Source organism: Sulfitobacter sabulilitoris (assembly GCF_005887615.1).
Taxonomy (GTDB): Bacteria; Pseudomonadota; Alphaproteobacteria; order Rhodobacterales; family Rhodobacteraceae; genus Sulfitobacter_E; species Sulfitobacter_E sabulilitoris.
On sequence record NZ_VANS01000008.1, the window covers coordinates 1 to 15,028 of the forward strand.

Consider the following 15,028-nt stretch of genomic DNA (forward strand, 5'->3'; position numbering starts at 1 on the left):
CGTCGAGATGCCATCGCCAGTTCGAGCAATACCGCATCTTCTGGATACGTTTGCGGCAGATTTCAGCGGCAAACATCGGGCCAAATCCATTCCACCAATAGCGCACGGTTTCATGGTCGATGTCGATGCCGCGTTCGTGCAATAGGTCCTCGACGTTGCGAAGCGAAAGTGGAAATCGCACACACATCATGACCGCCAGTCGGAGACCTCGGGGCTACTGTAACAGCCCTTGAAAGGGTCTGTTTGCGTCATGTGCAACGGCCACGAAACCACCCTGCCCGCCTCGACTCAAATCCTTCTGACGAGACCAGGGGCGCCACTGTCGGTGAGGGTGTTTCGCAAGTCGCGGAAATTGCGCTGGAATTCTGCGCTATTTGGGCACGGAAAAGGGAGACAAGGGTGGGTGGCGGACCGAGGAGGATTCGAACCCCCGACCCCTTGATTCGTAGTCAAGTACTCTATCCAGCTGAGCTATCGGTCCACTGCGCCGGGGTTTAGTCGCCACGCTGGGGCATTGCAAGCCCCTGTTTGAGGTTTTGGTGGAAATACCTTGCCGATCGTCGGGTTACGTCAAACGGCGCCGTCGCCCTTGGGCAGGCAGATGCAGAACCGCGTGCCTTCGGGGCCGGACTCCAGCAATTCCAGCGTTCCGCCGTGGCCGCGGATCAACTCGACCGAGATCGCGAGGCCAAGGCCCGAGCCCCCCTTGCGCGCCCCGCCTTGAAACGGCGTGAACAGGTGTTCGCGGGCCTTGGCGGGCAGCCCGGGCCCGGTGTCGGACACGTCGATCCACCATGCCGTGTCATCCTCGTGGGCCCGCACGTTGATCTCTCCGCCGGTGCCGCTGCTGACGATGGCCTGTCGCGCGTTGCGGACCAGGTTGGCCAGCACGCGGTACATCTGTTCGGGGTCCGCCCGCACCAGCATGTTCACCGGGACGTCGTCGGAAAAGCTCAGATCAAAGCCTTCGCTGGCCAGGCGCTCGCTGTCGATCACGTCCTCGACCACATCCGCCAACCGGACCATCGTCAGGGTCGGGCTAGGCTCTTCGGCCTTGCCAAAGGCCAGCGTGCTTTCGCACAGATGCACCGCGCGGGTAATCGACCCCACCAGTTTGGGCGCCATCCGCTTGACCACCGGATCCTCGCTCGCCTCGATCCGGTCGGTAAAAAGCTGTGCGGAGGTCAGGATGTTGCGCAGATCATGGCTGATCTTGCTCACCGCACTGCCCAATTGCGCCAGCCTGTCCTTTTGCCGCAGCGCCTGCGTCAGCTCGGTCTGCAAGGTTTTCAACGCCTCTTCCGCCTCGCGCAGTTCGGTCACCCCGGCAGAAGGTTTGATGATGCGGCGCGCGTCCTCGGGGGCGGCCGCATAGTTCTGCATGTGCCCCACCACCCCCTTGATCGGCTTGAGCAGAAAGGCCCGCATCGCCAGAAACAGCAAGAAGGCGGTGATCACGGAAATCACCGCCGACAACACAAGGATCCGGATGCCGTAGTCGATCATCGCCATGCGCAGCGGCGCGGTTTCCATCGTGACCTCGATGAGCAGGCCCGCTTGTTGCACCGGCGCGCCGATGACGCGGATCACCTCGTTTTCGGGACGGACCAACCGCATGATCGCATCCCGGATCAGCACCATTGCGGTGGCATCACGCATGTCGAAGGTCTGTGCGATCGGCTGCGGCATCTTGGAGGCCAGTACAAGTTGGCGTACCTCGTCGCGGCGCAGCACCACGTTGAACACACCGGCGTTCTGCAACAGCTCTTCTTCCAGCTCGTTGTCGATCATGTCGTCGGCCAAAAGCGCCAGCGACGCGATCTGCGCGCGCTCCAACCGGTTGAACAGGTAATCCTGCCGAAAGCGCGCGATTGACGGCACAAAGATCAACACTTCGGCCAGCATCACGAAGATGGTGGTCAGAACCAGAAGCCGCCCTGAAAGGGAATTGATCATACGCGTTTAATGTCCTTTACGGAATGAACCGCTGCACCAGCCCGACCACCCGCTTGACCAATGCGCTTTCAAACAAGCGCGGACTGAAATACGCCCCTGCCGCCCGCTTGTTGATCTCGCCGATGGTGGGATACGGGGCCACCATCGCGGCAATCTGGCTCATCTTCATGTCGTTGGCCAGCGCAAGCGCCCAAAGCCCGATCAATTCGCCCGCCTGATACCCCACGATAGACGCGCCGACGGGGCGCCCCTTGACGACCATCACTTTGATAAAGCCCTTGGTTTTACGTTCTGCGATGGCGCGGTCGTTGTGGTGATAGTCAAAGCGCACGACTTCGAGCTTGTCGCCGTGAATGTCGCGCGCCTGCGCCTCGGTCAGGCCGACCTGCGCCAGTTCGGGGTCGGTGTAGGTGACCCAGGGGATATGCGATGTACTGGCCTTGGAAGGCAGTGCGAATAACATTGACCGGATGATGACCCCGGCGTGATAGCCCGCGACATGGGTGAACTGCATGCCGCCCGCCACGTCACCGATGGCATAGACACGGCGATTTGTGCTGCGCAGGCCGGCGTCCACCTTGATGCCGCTCTTGGTGGTCTCGATGCCTGCCGCATCGAGGTTCAACTTGTCGGTGTTCGTCCGCCGCCCCACCGCCATCAGCAGATGCGACCCCTTGATGCTACGCCCGTCCTCGATCACGACCTCGATTGCGCCGGCCTTGCCTTTGACTTCAGCCGCGGTGGCAGTCTCGACAATCTCGACGCCTTCGTCGCGCAGTGTCTGCAACACGATCTGCGCCAGTTCGGGGTCATCCTTGCCCAGCGCGCGTTCGCCTTCGATCACGGTGACCTTGCTGCCGAGGCGGACATGCGCCTGCGCCATTTCCATGCCGATAGGTCCCCCGCCGATGATCAGCAGGTGATCGGGCTTGTCGCGCAGATCGAACAGCGTCTCGTTGGTCTCAAAGGGAACATCCTCGAGCCCCGGAATGGGCGGCACCAGCGGCGACGAACCGGTGGCGATGACGATGCGGCGCGCTTCGATGATCGTGTCGCCCGCCTGCACTTCGCGGTCCGATATGAAGTGGCCGAACTCGCGGATCACCTTGACGCCCAGCCCCTCGAACCGCTCCTGGCTGTCCACGGGCTCGATCTGGGCGATGACATCGGCCACGTGATCCTTGGCGGCGCCGTAATCCGCCGCGCCGCTGGCCACCGCGACACCGTATTGATCCGAATGGCGCTGCGCGTAGGCCGCCTTGCCGCTGGCAATCAGCGCCTTGGACGGAACACAGCCATAGTTCAGGCAATCGCCGCCCATCTTGTGCCCTTCGAGCAGAACCACGTCGGCGCCCATCTGCACCGCTCCCGCCGCGACGGACAGCCCGCCCGATCCGGCACCGATAACCAGGATGTCGGCCTTGATACGATTGGTCATAGATCAGATGTCCTTTTTGCCGGTCACGGCCTTGAAGATGACAGGCAGCAGCGACAACGCCGCGAGGCCAAGAATGGGCAGCAGGATATGCGGCTCGAATATGATGCCGAGATTGGGTGTCTCGCCGCGTTCGAACACGGCGCCCAACCCTGCACCGACCGAAGAATACACGAGCGACCCCGGAATGATGCCCAGGAATGTCGAGATCACGAAGCGCCACAGCGGCACCGAGAGGAATGCCGGGATGAGATTGGCCACGAAAAACGGCACCGCCGGCACAAGACGGATGAAAAATAGCATCGACCACTGGTTTTCATCCAGTCCGCGCTTGATCTTGCGCACTGTGCCCTGGCTCGCGTCCATCCGCTCCCTGAGCTTGTCGCCCAGCCCGAACCGCGCCGCCAGAAAGATCACGGTGGCCCCCAGCGTCGCCCCCGTCACGCTGAACAACGAGCCCAGAAGCGTGCCGAACAAAAACCCGCCCGTCAGTGTCGCGATCAACGCGCCGGGCAGCGAAAACCCCACGATCACCACGTATGCCGCGATGAACCCGAGCGCCGTCAGCCCAAAATGCGCGTCGCGAAACGCGATCAGCGCCTCGCGGTTGTCGCGCAGGGTGTCGAAAGTCAGGTAATCGCGCAGCGTGAACGCCCCGACGGCGGCCACCACCAGTATGACGATCAGGGGCATTCGGCGCATCAGGCCGCTTTTTGAAGTCTGGCTCATTTCGGACATGACTGTCGCCTTTCGGGGCGCGGGTTGCAATTACCACACTAGATGACGCGCGTCGGCGCAAAGGAACAGGGCGATCACGGGTGCTTGATGCGCGGTGACGGTTTGGGCACCCTGACAGCGGCAACTGCGCCGTGTTGTAACATTTGCCCCCGGATCCAGCGGAAATTATTGCAAAACCCTGCTTATTCCGGCCGGAGGGGTTTGACTTGCCCAATCGTCCGCTTTAGAGGACGGGCTTCGGATAACACCGGGCGCGCCGAATCTGCGCCGCCCGCAGACAGAGCAATTGGAGACGGAGCGATGAAACGCACCTTTCAACCCTCGAACCTCGTGCGCAAGCGGCGCCACGGTTTCCGCGCACGCATGGCCACAAAGGCCGGTCGCAAGATCATCAATGCGCGTCGCGCACAGGGCCGGAAATCGCTGAGCGCGTAATCGCGCCCTCGTTTACGGTTTGGACGACATGACACCGCCGGAGGCCCCCATGGATGGCAGCAACGCCAGCACCGGGGATGCGCCTCCGGCGGTTTCTTTGCGTTTGACGACGCTGACCAAACGGTCCGATTTCCTGCGCGCGTCGCGCGCGAAACGCGTGGCGATGCCGGGTTTCATCGTTCAGATGCGGGTGCGCCCCGAGGGCGAGGCCGAGGGCATTCGCGTCGGCTTTACCTGTTCCAAGAAAGTCGGCAACGCCGTCGCCCGCAACCGCGCCAAGCGGCGGCTGCGCGAGATCGCGCGCCTCGTGCTGTCCGAGGCGGGGCGCGATGGCGCCGACTATGTCCTGATCGGGCGCCAGGGCGCGACGGCGACCCTGCCTTTCGACCAGATGCTGGCCGATCTGCGCCGGGCCCTTGCGGTATTGCATGGACCGCGCAAATGACCCCGCTGGCGCGGTTCATGGCGCTGCCGGTACGCGCCTACCGGATCGTCTTTAGCCCCTGGGTCGGGCACAACTGCCGCTATCAGCCCACGTGCAGCGTCTACGCCCTCGAGGCCCTGTCGCGCCATGGCGGGATCAAGGGCACATGGCTGGCGGCACGGCGCATCGCGCGCTGTCATCCCTGGGGCGGATCGGGCTACGACCCGGTTCCCGACGCCGACCCGCCCGACGCCTAGGTCACTGTTTTTCGAAGCTGATGATGACCTCGCCGATATCGACGCCGTATTTCGTCATGTAGGCGCGGTTCAAAACGCGGTTCTCGCTCAACTTCCACATCCAGTCGTCGAACCGCACCCGCATCGTGCCGTCCGGCACCGGCAGGTCGATCTGGTATCGCCAGTTGAAGGTATCGCCGCGCTCCTCGCCCGCGGCCTCTCCGATCACGCCGGGGGCGGTGCCGCGCCATGTATCGGGGCCCGTCTTGGTCAAGGTCCAGACGCGCTGCTCGGTGCTCTTGTCTTCATAGACGAAATCTTCGACCAGGGTCAGCGTCTTGCCGTCCCAAGTGCCCGTGATATCCACGTCAAAGCGCCGCCGCACCGTGCCGAACACGTCCTGGAACTGCCCCTGGGCCTTGACCCTTCCGTCAAAGAACTCCTCGAGATTCAACTGCCCGCCAGACAGTTTTTCGTCATCAAGCGCAGGTTTGCCGACGCAGGCCCCCAGCGACAATGTGATAAGGGCCGCAGCCAGCAATCGGAACATCAACACTCTCCTTGTCGGGACACATACGCGCGGCGGGGCCTTTTGGTTCAAGACGCATATGGATATAGACAAAACCACCCCCTGCCAAAGGACGCAGCCATGCTTGACGACGCAGACGAGATCCACCCGCTGTTTTCCGGCGCGCCGCGCACGACCGAATTCAAGAAGCTGCGCAAACGCGTGGTGCGGCAAGTGCGCGAGGCGATCGAGCAGTACGGCATGATCGAAAAGGGCGCGCGCTGGCTGGTGTGCCTGTCGGGAGGCAAAGACAGCTACACGCTGCTTGCGGTGCTCCACGAGCTGAAATGGCGTGGGCTGCTGCCGGTCGATCTGCTGGCGTGCAATCTGGACCAGGGGCAACCGGGCTTTCCCGCCACGGTGCTGCCGGCGTTCCTTGAGCGTATGGGCGTGCCGCACCGGATCGAATATCAGGACACCTATTCGGTAGTGATGGACAAGATCCCGGCGGGCCGGACGTTCTGTGCGCTCTGCTCGCGCCTGCGGCGGGGTCATCTGTACCGGCTCGCGCGCGAGGAGGGCTGTTCGGCCGTGGTGCTGGGCCACCATCGCGACGATATTCTCGAGACATTCTTCATGAACCTGTTCCACGGCGGGCGGCTGGCGACGATGCCGCCGAAGCTGGTCAATGAAGAGGGCGATCTGTTCTTGTATCGCCCGCTGGCGCATGTGGCCGAGGCCGATTGCGAGAAATTCGCCGCCGCGATGGCCTATCCGATCATTCCCTGCGATTTGTGCGGCAGCCAGGACGGGCTGCAGCGCCAACAGGTGAAGGCGATCCTGGATGGGTGGGAGCGCAACAGCCCGGGTCGCCGCCAGGTGATGTTTCGCGCCCTGATGAACGCGCGGCCGTCTCATCTGCTGGACCCGAATCTGTTCGATTTCCAAGGGCTTGCCCTGACTTCGGAAAAACCTTCTCTAATTTGATGGAAATTTCGCTGGCGCGTTAACGCTCGGTCCAGCCACCCTCAGATACATTGCCCCAATCCGCACGGCATGCGTGCAGTCAGCAAAAAGGGTGCAAGATGAAGCATGGGTCCGCAAACGCCAAACAAAGACTGCGCAGGAAGTTGGCCGTGCTCCTGGTCGGGCCTTCGGCGCTCGCATTCCTGCCGGCAATCACCCTTGGCGCTTTCTGGCTTGGCGGGGAACAGGCGCTGATCCTTGCGGCGGCGGCCTTGCCGACATTGTATCTTCTGGCGGGCGGTTATTCGGGGCTGACGCAGCAGGGGGCCTCGGCGCGCACCACCTCGACCGGGCTGGTGCAACGCGACACCTTCGACGAAGTCGTCGAACAGACCCATGCCCGAGTGCGTGAAAGCGGCCTCATGTCTGCCACCATGATGCTGGAACTGAACGAGCAAACGCAGCTTGTCGATCGTTACGGTCAATCCGCCATGGACATGATCGTGCAGCGCACGAGCGAACGGATCGCCGGTGTCCTGCGGCAAGGCGACCATGTGGCGCTTTTGGGCGATGTGCGGTTCGGCATGTGCCTGGCGCCCGTGCGGCAGCTCGATCTTGAGCTTTGCATCCAGTTGTGCGGAAGATTGCAGGCCGCGGTGGAAGAGCCTGTTTCCATCGACGGAACAGCGGTTTATGTCACCGCCACCATCGGATTTTGTCAGCATTCCCGTTCACCGAAAGCCACCGGGCAGGCGTGGTTGCAGGCCGCGAGCACCGCGCTGCGCGAGGCGCAACGCCGGGGGCCAACGGCGATCCGCGCCTTTTCCGTCGAGATGCGCCGGATGACGGAATCCCGCGCCGAATTGCGCGAAGAGGTCGTAACAGGGCTTGAACTGGGCCACATCCAACCCTGGTTCCAGCCGCAGATTTCCACCGACACCGGCCTTGTCACCGGGTTCGAGGCCCTGGCGCGTTGGCAGCATCCCAAACGCGGCATGATCCCGCCCGGTGAATTCATGCCGGCCATGGAACAAGCCGGTATGATGGAACGTCTGGCCGAGGTCATGTTGTACCATGCCTTTACCGCGCTCAAGGCTTGGGACAGCGCGGGCCACCATGTGCCGCAGGTCGGCGTGAATTTCGCCGGCTCCGAGCTGAAGAACCCGCGTCTGGTGGAAAAGATCCGCTGGGAACTTGATCGCTTCGAACTCTCCGCCGACAGGCTTGCCATCGAGGTTCTCGAAACCGTCGTTGCCAGCGCGCCCGATGATGTCGTGACCCGCAATATCAAGGGATTGTGCGACCTCGGGTGCCGAATCGATCTTGATGATTTCGGCACCGGACATGCGTCCATCGCTTCGATCCGCCGATTTTCGGTGAACCGGATCAAGATCGACAAGTCCTTTGTGATGAAGGCGGACCGCGACCCAGAGCAGCAGCGCATGATCAGCGCGATCCTGACAATGGCGGAGCGACTGAACGTCGAAACGCTGGCCGAAGGTGTCGAAAGCGTCGGTGAACACGCCTTGCTGGCCCAGTTGGGATGCGACCACGTCCAGGGCTTTGGCATTGCGCGCCCGATGCCGTTCGAGCAGACGCTGGATTGGATCAGCGCACATAACGACAAACTGCGCGATCCGCCAAAGATCACCGGGCATCATGTGAAATAAGCGACCGGCGGCTCACGGCTGTTGTGATCGGATGCTGCGCACCGCTGCGCAAGGACCGCTTGCCGAACAGACCGCGCCCTGCCCTCTCCGCGATGCGCCATGCGGGCAAGGACCCGAGGAGAGCGACGCTAACGGCCCCGGGACAGACGCAGACGCCGGACATCGCAATACAACGCAATAACGCGTCGCAAGCAATGACGCGACGCCAAGCGTAATCGCGCGAAGCACCTGTTGCGCATGTGCCCCCTGTTGCGTCACCACACGAGACAGGGGGCCGATTGAACGCGCGTTGGGATGCCCCGCCAGGGGCGGGAACCCGACCGACCCTTGTCCGGTCGGGTGGGCATTCCCGGCCAGATGTGCTTGCGTCAAATTCCGCCTGCGCCGCGGCAAACCCGCATCAAGGCCCGAATCCGCTTGACCTTTGGGGGTGCACTCTGTTGAACCCACCTCTGATATCAAATGCATCAGGTGGCAGTCCCCCATGGACGATCAGAACAAGAACCTCATTCTTGCAACGGCGCTCAGCTTTATCGTGATCCTTGTCTGGTTCGTGCTGTTTCCCCCGCCCGAAGCACAGGCCCCCGCAGACGCGCCCGTGGCGCAGACCGACGCGGGCCAGGGCGTGACCACCCCGGCCCCGGCCGCCACGGCAACCACGCCGACCGACATCGCCACCGACACGGAGACGCGTCAGGCCGCCCTGGCCGACGCCCCGCGTGTTCCCATCGCGACCGACCGTCTGAGCGGGTCGATCTCGCTGTTGGGGGGCCGCATCGACGACCTGTCACTGAACGATTACCGCACCACACTGGATGATGACGCCCCGATCGTGACCATGCTGTCGCCTGTGGGCAGCCCGGATGCCTATTACGCGCTCTATGGCTGGGCGGCGGGGGCCGGGCTCGACCCGTCCGCGGTTCCGGGGCCCAACACCGAATGGGCCCTGGCCGAAGGCGACACGCTGGCCGTCGGCAGCCCGGTCACGCTCAGCTGGGACAACGGCGCGGGCCTGCGCTTTACACGGACCATCGCGGTGGATCAGGACTACATGTTCACCATCGACCAGACCGTGACCAACACCGGCGACGCCGCGGCAAGCCTTGCCCCCTACGGCATCCTGGCGCGCCATGGGGTGCCGTCGGACGCCAAGAACTTCTTTATCCTGCACGAGGGCGTCGTCGCGATGGCGGACGGCGAACTGACAGAAACCGACTGGGATGACATCCCCGATCTGGATGTCGATGCGCGCGAAGGTGTGCCGGCCCAGCGGATCGAGAACGCCACGAATGGCTGGATTGGATTTACCGATCACTTCTGGATGGCAACGCTGATCCCCGACCAGGCGACGCCCACGCGTCTGTCCACGAAATACCTGCCGCAAACCGAGATCTTCCAGACCGAAACCGTTCTGCCCACGCAGACCGTCGCGCCCGGCGGCGAAGTCACGGTGCAATCGCGGCTGTTCGCCGGCGCCAAGGAATGGGAAGCCATCCGAGAATACCAGGATCAGGGCGTGGACCGGTTCATCGACAGCATCGACTGGGGATGGTTCTTTTTCCTGACCAAGCCAATCTTCTGGCTGCTGCACGAACTGAACCAGATCATCGGCAACATGGGGGTGTCCATCATCAGCCTGACGCTGATCATCAAGGCTGTTCTGTTCCCGCTGGCCTATAAATCCTACGTCTCGATGGCCAAGATGAAGGAGCTTCAGCCCCAGATGGAGAAGCTCAAGGAAAGGGCGGGCGACGACCGGCAAAAGATGCAGCAGGGCATGATGGAGCTTTACAAGAAGGAAAAGGTGAACCCCGCCGCGGGCTGTCTGCCGATCCTTCTGCAAATCCCGATCTTCTTTTCGCTCTACAAGGTGATTTTCGTCACGATCGAATTGCGTCATGCCCCGTTCTTTGGCCCCTTTCAGGACCTCAGCGCGCCCGATCCGACCTCGCTTTTGAACCTCTTCGGGCTGCTGCCCTTCGACGGACCGGAGCCGGGCAGCATCATGGCGCTGGTCTTTATCGGGATCCTGCCGCTGCTGTTGGGCATATCCATGTGGCTGCAACAGAAACTGAACCCGGCACCCACGGACCCGACGCAGCAGATGATTTTTGCCTGGATGCCTTGGGTCTTCATGTTCATGCTGGGCGGGTTTGCAAGCGGCCTGGTCGTGTACTGGATCGCCAACAACACGATCACATTTACCCAGCAGTACCTGATCATGCGCAGCCAGGGCTATAAACCGGACGTCTTCGGCAACATCAAACGCAGTTTCGCACGCAAGGCCAAGTCGGACGGCAAGGGATGATAACGCTGCGCCACCTGCTGCGCTATCCGCTGAAAAGCCACGGGCGCGAAGCGGTGGACAAGGTCGAACTGACCGCCGGGGCCGCGATGCCCTGGGACAGGGTGTGGGCGGTGGCGCATGACGCGTCCCACGCCGATGGCAGCGAATGGGCCGCGTGCGTGAATTTCAGCCGCGTATCCAAGGCGCCGCAACTGATGGCCATCACCGCAACCTTTGACGCCGAAACCGAAGCGCTGACACTGGCGCATCCGTTGCTCAGCGATCTGACGTTTCACCCCGACACCGACGCCGCGCGGTTCATCGACTGGGTCATGCCGCTTGTGCCGCAGGACCGCGCCCTGCCCGACCGTATCCTGCGGCTCGACGGACGCGGCTTTACCGACAGCGACTTTGCCTCCGTCACCTTGTGCAACCTGGCGTCGCACCGCGCGGTCGAGCGACAGATCGGCCATGAGATGTCGATCCACCGCTGGCGCGGCAACATCTGGGTCGATGGCGCGGAGCCCTGGGCCGAATTCGACTGGATCGGGCGCGACCTGCGGCTTGGCGGTGCGGTGCTGCGCGGAGTGGAGCGCACGGACCGCTGCCTGGCGACAACCGCCAACCCGGACAACGGTCTGCGCGACGCCGATACGCTCGGCGCGTTGGATCACTGGGGCCACAATGATTTTTCGATCCGCGCGGCCGTGATCGAAAGCGGCCCGGTCGCGGTCGGCGACCGGCTTGAGGTGATCTGATGCAACTGCCCTTTCCCATAGCCGAAGAACCCGACGCACAGACCGTCGAACGGGGCCGGTTGCTGTTTGCGGGCGAAACCGAATTCGTCAAGGGCGTCGTCGCGATGTCCGGCCTGCCCGAAGCGGACCGGCTCGAGGTCTGCTTTGCCGGGCGCTCGAATGTCGGTAAATCATCGCTGATCAATGCGTTGACCGGGCGGCGCGGTCTTGCGCGCGCATCGAACACGCCGGGCCGCACGCAGGAAATCAACTATTTCACGGCCGGCGACGACCTCTATCTCGTCGACCTTCCGGGCTATGGCTATGCCAACGCGCCCCTGCCCGTGGTCGAGAAATGGCAGCGGCTGCTCAAGCAGTTCCTGTCGGGCCGTCAGACCCTTCGCCGCGCCTTTGTACTGATCGATGCCCGGCACGGGGCGAAAAAGGTCGACGAGGAAATCATGAGCCTGCTGGACAGTGCCGCGGTTACCTTTCAGGTCGTTGTGACCAAGGCCGACAAGGTCAAGGAAAAGGAACGCGAACGGGTGCTGGACCAAATTCGCACCACTCTGGCCAAGCATCCGGCGGCCTTTCCCGAACTGATCGTCACCTCCAGCGAAAAGGGCTGGGGAATTCCGACGTTGCGGGCCATAATCGCCACACTTGAATAGCACCTTGGCCACCCCCCTTGCGAGGCCTGCGGCCAGTCCCGATAACATCTTTACGCATGGCTCTAGGATGAAAACCCAAGATATGAACCGCGACTGGATCGCCACCGCCCGCACCCTGAACCAGGCCCTGCCGTATTTGCAGCGCTATGCGGACGCCACCGTTGTCATCAAGCTTGGCGGTCACGCCATGGGCAGCGACGAGGCGATGGCCGAGTTTGCGCGCGACGTCACGCTGATGCGGCAGGTCGGCGTCAACCCGGTGATCGTGCATGGCGGCGGACCGATGATCAACGCCATGCTGGACCGCCTGCAGATCAAATCGGAGTTCATCAACGGCAAGCGGGTCACAGATGCCGCCACGATGGAAGTCGTCGAAATGGTGCTGAGCGGGCTTGTGAACGCGCGCATCGTGCAGGCGATATCCGAACAGGGGGGGCGTGCCGTCGGCGTATCGGGCAAGGACAGCGGGCTGATCATCTGCGATCAGACAAATCCCGATCTGGGCCTTGTCGGCACCCCGAGCCAGGTGAACCCGAAACTGCTTCAGGATCTGGTCGAAAAGGGCATCATTCCGGTGATCGCCCCGCTTGGCATGGGCCGCAACGGCGAGACCTTCAACATCAACGGCGACACGGCCGCGGGCGCCATTGCCGCCGCGCTCAGGGCCGACCGTCTGCTGCTGCTCACCGATGTGGCCGGCGTCAAGAACGCCGAAGGTCAGGTGGTGACGGAACTGACCGCTGCCCAGATCCGCGAGATGACCGACAGCGGCGTGATCGCGGGCGGCATGATCCCCAAGACCGAAACCGCGCTTGATGCGCTCGAGGGCGGTGCGCGGGCTGTCGTGATCCTGGACGGGCGCGCGCCCAACGCCTGCCTGCTCGAGTTGTTCACCGAACATGGCGCGGGCAGCATCATCCGGGCAAAGTGACCCCGTCCTGCGGCGCGCCGCGGCAGCGCCCGGCTTGTCAGCGCGGCACAACGGGATCATGCTGTCGGCATGAGCTATGAGCTGATCCTTCGCCTGGGCGTGTTCCTGGGGCTTTTCACGGTGCTTGCCGGGCTCGAAGCACTCGCGCCACGCCGAATACGCCGTTTGCCGCGACGGGGGCGCTGGATCACGAACTGGGCGATCCTCCTGACCGACGCCGCGGTGTTGCGCGTGATGGCCATTGTGCTGCCCTTGCTGGCCGTGGGCGCCGCGCTGGACGCGCAGGCGCGCGGCTGGGGGCTGTTCAACCTGACTGGCTGGCCGGTCTTGGTCGAATTCTGTCTTGCGGTCCTGATCTTTGACTTCGCGATTTGGGCGCAGCACCTGGTGACCCACAAAATCCCGCTGCTGTGGCGCATTCACCGGGTGCATCACGCCGATCTGGACATGGATGTGACCACCGCGATCCGGTTTCACCCGGTCGAGATCGCGTTGTCGATGCTGATCAAGATCGGGCTGGTCTACCTGATGGGTCCTTCGGTCGCCGCCGTGATCGCCTTCGAGGTGTTGCTGAACGGAACGGCCCTTTTCAACCACGCCAATCTGCGTCTGCCACATGGGCTGGACGCCGCGCTGCGCCGGGTGTTGGTCACGCCCGACATGCACCGTGTCCACCATTCGATCGAGCGGATCGAGCATGACAGCAATTACGGATTTGCGCTGTCGATATGGGACCGGATCTTTGGCACCTACAGGGCACAGCCATCGGCCGGTCACGACGCGATGACCATTGGCCTGAAATGGCAGGACAAACGGCCCAGTCGCCTTGGCTGGTCGCTGTTGCTGCCGTTTTCGCGCGAATGAGGTATGACGCGCTGACCCGCGCAGCCCGTACGCGGCACCTCGCGGTGCTGGGCGGCTTTCATCCTGCACCGGGCGATGACGCGCCAGGGGACTGCAAGACGCTGGTTCTGCTGGGCCCCGACGAGCCGGGCTTCTGGCCGCACCTGACCGCATCGCCCGAATACCGCGATGGCCACCCGGACCCGGTGGACCGATGGTCACGCAGGGTCGTGAACGATTGGGCAGGCGAGCTTGGCGCCACGGCGGTCTTTCCGTTCGGCGGTCCGCCGTACCTGCCGTTTTACCGCTGGGCGCTGCGCACGGGCCGCATCCATGCCTCTCCGGTCCGGCTTTTGGTGCATGACGAGGCGGGATTGTTCGTGTCGTTCCGCGCCGCCCTCGCGCTCGACAGCCACATCGACTTGCCGCACCCTCCGCCCTCGCCCTGTGATGCCTGTGCGGGGCAGCCGTGCCGCACCGCCTGCCCGGTCGATGCCTTGGATGGGGCGGGGTATGACGTGCCGGCCTGCAAGACCTACCTGCACAGCGCCGACGGCCAGACCTGCATGACCCAAGGCTGCGCCGTGCGCCGCGCCTGCCCGGTATCGGCCCGGTTTGGGCGACTGCCCGCGCAGTCGGCCTATCACATGCAACAGTTTCGAGAGGCAGAATGACAAAGCGACTGATCCTGATGAGGCACGCGAAATCGGAATGGGGCACGGGCGCGCCCGATCATGCCCGCACGCTGAACCCGCGCGGCCGGCGATCGGCGGTGGGCCTGGGGGCGTTCCTGCGTCACAACGGTTATCTTCCCGACGAGGTGCTCTGCTCGGACGCTGTCCGCACGCGCGAAACGCTGGCCGGGCTTGATCTGCCGCCGGACACACCGGTGCGCTATCTAAGGGCGTTGTATCACGCGGATGTGGGGACGATGCTGGCGCTTTTGCGCGGAGCCAGGGGCGATTGCGTGCTGATGGTAGGCCATAACCCTGGAATAGCCTTTTGCGCGCATAGGCTTCTGACGACCCCGCCCGATCATCATCGGTTCGATGATTACCCGACAGGGGCCACGCTGGTCGCGGATTTCGATCTGGAGGATTGGGCGGATTTGCCAATCGGCACGGGAACCGCGGTCCAGTTCGTCACACCCAGGGATCTGGACGCGGAAACACAGTAAGGCGGGGGGGCGGC

The 15,028-nt window shown here is 63.3% G+C and carries 16 protein-coding genes, 1 tRNA gene and 1 pseudogene; 12 read left to right on the forward strand and 6 right to left on the reverse strand.

Going from position 1 to position 15,028, the window contains the following annotated elements; genetic code table 11:
• From FDT80_RS19005 to FDT80_RS17785, 5 genes and pseudogenes are all read right to left on the reverse strand, one after another.
• Positions 1-252: pseudogene (locus tag FDT80_RS19005) on the reverse strand (IS6 family transposase); the annotation flags it as partial.
• A gap of 152 nt (positions 253-404) precedes the next feature.
• Positions 405-481, reverse strand: a tRNA-Arg gene (locus FDT80_RS17770).
• Between the two features lie 89 nt (positions 482-570).
• Positions 571-1,956, reverse strand: a complete 1,386-nt coding sequence (locus FDT80_RS17775; protein ID WP_138663681.1) for a sensor histidine kinase — start codon at positions 1,954-1,956, stop codon at positions 571-573.
• Positions 1,957-1,972: 16 nt separating this feature from the next.
• Positions 1,973-3,394, reverse strand: coding sequence for a dihydrolipoyl dehydrogenase family protein (locus FDT80_RS17780; protein WP_138663682.1), 1,422 nt, complete (start codon positions 3,392-3,394; stop codon positions 1,973-1,975).
• 3 nt (positions 3,395-3,397) lie between these two features.
• Positions 3,398-4,129, reverse strand: a complete 732-nt coding sequence (locus FDT80_RS17785; protein ID WP_138663683.1) for a TVP38/TMEM64 family protein — start codon at positions 4,127-4,129, stop codon at positions 3,398-3,400.
• Positions 4,130-4,429: 300 nt separating this feature from the next.
• Here FDT80_RS17785 and rpmH point away from each other — a divergent pair, with 300 nt between their 5' ends.
• From rpmH to yidD, 3 genes are read left to right on the forward strand one after another with little or no spacing between them, the layout of a single operon-like run.
• Positions 4,430-4,564 (forward strand): 50S ribosomal protein L34, encoded by a 135-nt coding sequence (gene rpmH, locus FDT80_RS17790; RefSeq protein WP_007118882.1) that lies wholly within the window; start codon positions 4,430-4,432, stop codon positions 4,562-4,564.
• A gap of 49 nt (positions 4,565-4,613) precedes the next feature.
• Positions 4,614-5,009 carry a ribonuclease P protein component gene (gene rnpA, locus FDT80_RS17795; protein ID WP_246039997.1) on the forward strand — a complete coding sequence of 132 codons (396 nt, stop codon included), beginning with the start codon at positions 4,614-4,616 and terminating at the stop codon, positions 5,007-5,009.
• Positions 5,006-5,245, forward strand: a complete 240-nt coding sequence (gene yidD, locus FDT80_RS17800) for a membrane protein insertion efficiency factor YidD (RefSeq protein ID WP_138663685.1) — start codon at positions 5,006-5,008, stop codon at positions 5,243-5,245. The genes rnpA and yidD overlap by 4 nt, the downstream gene beginning before the upstream one ends.
• Position 5,246: 1 nt before the next feature.
• Here the strand turns inward: yidD and FDT80_RS17805 are convergent, their stop codons facing one another.
• Entirely contained in the window at positions 5,247-5,774 is a 528-nt protein-coding gene (locus FDT80_RS17805; protein ID WP_138663686.1) for a DUF3833 domain-containing protein, read from the reverse strand.
• Between the two features lie 99 nt (positions 5,775-5,873).
• Here FDT80_RS17805 and ttcA point away from each other — a divergent pair, with 99 nt between their 5' ends.
• The 9 genes from ttcA (at position 5,874) to FDT80_RS17850 (ending at position 15,014) form a co-directional block, all read left to right on the forward strand.
• A complete protein-coding gene (gene ttcA, locus FDT80_RS17810; RefSeq protein ID WP_138663687.1) occupies positions 5,874-6,719 on the forward strand; it encodes a tRNA 2-thiocytidine(32) synthetase TtcA in 846 nt (281 codons plus the stop codon).
• A gap of 98 nt (positions 6,720-6,817) precedes the next feature.
• Positions 6,818-8,368 (forward strand): putative bifunctional diguanylate cyclase/phosphodiesterase, encoded by a 1,551-nt coding sequence (locus FDT80_RS17815; protein ID WP_138663688.1) that lies wholly within the window; start codon positions 6,818-6,820, stop codon positions 8,366-8,368.
• A 484-nt stretch (positions 8,369-8,852) separates the two neighbouring features.
• Positions 8,853-10,676, forward strand: coding sequence for a membrane protein insertase YidC (yidC, locus tag FDT80_RS17820; protein WP_138663689.1), 1,824 nt, complete (start codon positions 8,853-8,855; stop codon positions 10,674-10,676).
• The gene (locus FDT80_RS17825) at positions 10,673-11,413 is read left to right on the forward strand and encodes an MOSC domain-containing protein (RefSeq protein WP_138663690.1); all 741 of its coding nucleotides are present in this window, start codon (positions 10,673-10,675) and stop codon (positions 11,411-11,413) included. Before yidC ends, FDT80_RS17825 begins: the two co-directional genes overlap by 4 nt.
• A complete protein-coding gene (gene yihA, locus FDT80_RS17830; RefSeq protein WP_138663691.1) occupies positions 11,413-12,063 on the forward strand; it encodes a ribosome biogenesis GTP-binding protein YihA/YsxC in 651 nt (216 codons plus the stop codon). Before FDT80_RS17825 ends, yihA begins: the two co-directional genes overlap by 1 nt.
• Before the next feature lie 67 nt (positions 12,064-12,130).
• A complete protein-coding gene (gene argB / locus FDT80_RS17835) occupies positions 12,131-12,994 on the forward strand; it encodes an acetylglutamate kinase (RefSeq protein WP_138663692.1) in 864 nt (287 codons plus the stop codon).
• Between the two features lie 69 nt (positions 12,995-13,063).
• On the forward strand, positions 13,064-13,858 hold the full coding sequence (locus tag FDT80_RS17840) for a sterol desaturase family protein (RefSeq protein ID WP_138663693.1): 795 nt from the start codon (positions 13,064-13,066) through the stop codon (positions 13,856-13,858).
• Positions 13,855-14,511, forward strand: coding sequence for a ferredoxin (locus FDT80_RS17845; protein ID WP_138663694.1), 657 nt, complete (start codon positions 13,855-13,857; stop codon positions 14,509-14,511). The genes FDT80_RS17840 and FDT80_RS17845 overlap by 4 nt, the downstream gene beginning before the upstream one ends.
• Complete coding sequence (locus tag FDT80_RS17850; protein ID WP_246039998.1) at positions 14,508-15,014, forward strand: SixA phosphatase family protein; 507 nt, start codon at positions 14,508-14,510, stop codon at positions 15,012-15,014. The genes FDT80_RS17845 and FDT80_RS17850 overlap by 4 nt, the downstream gene beginning before the upstream one ends.
• The last annotated feature ends 14 nt before the right edge of the window (positions 15,015-15,028 follow it).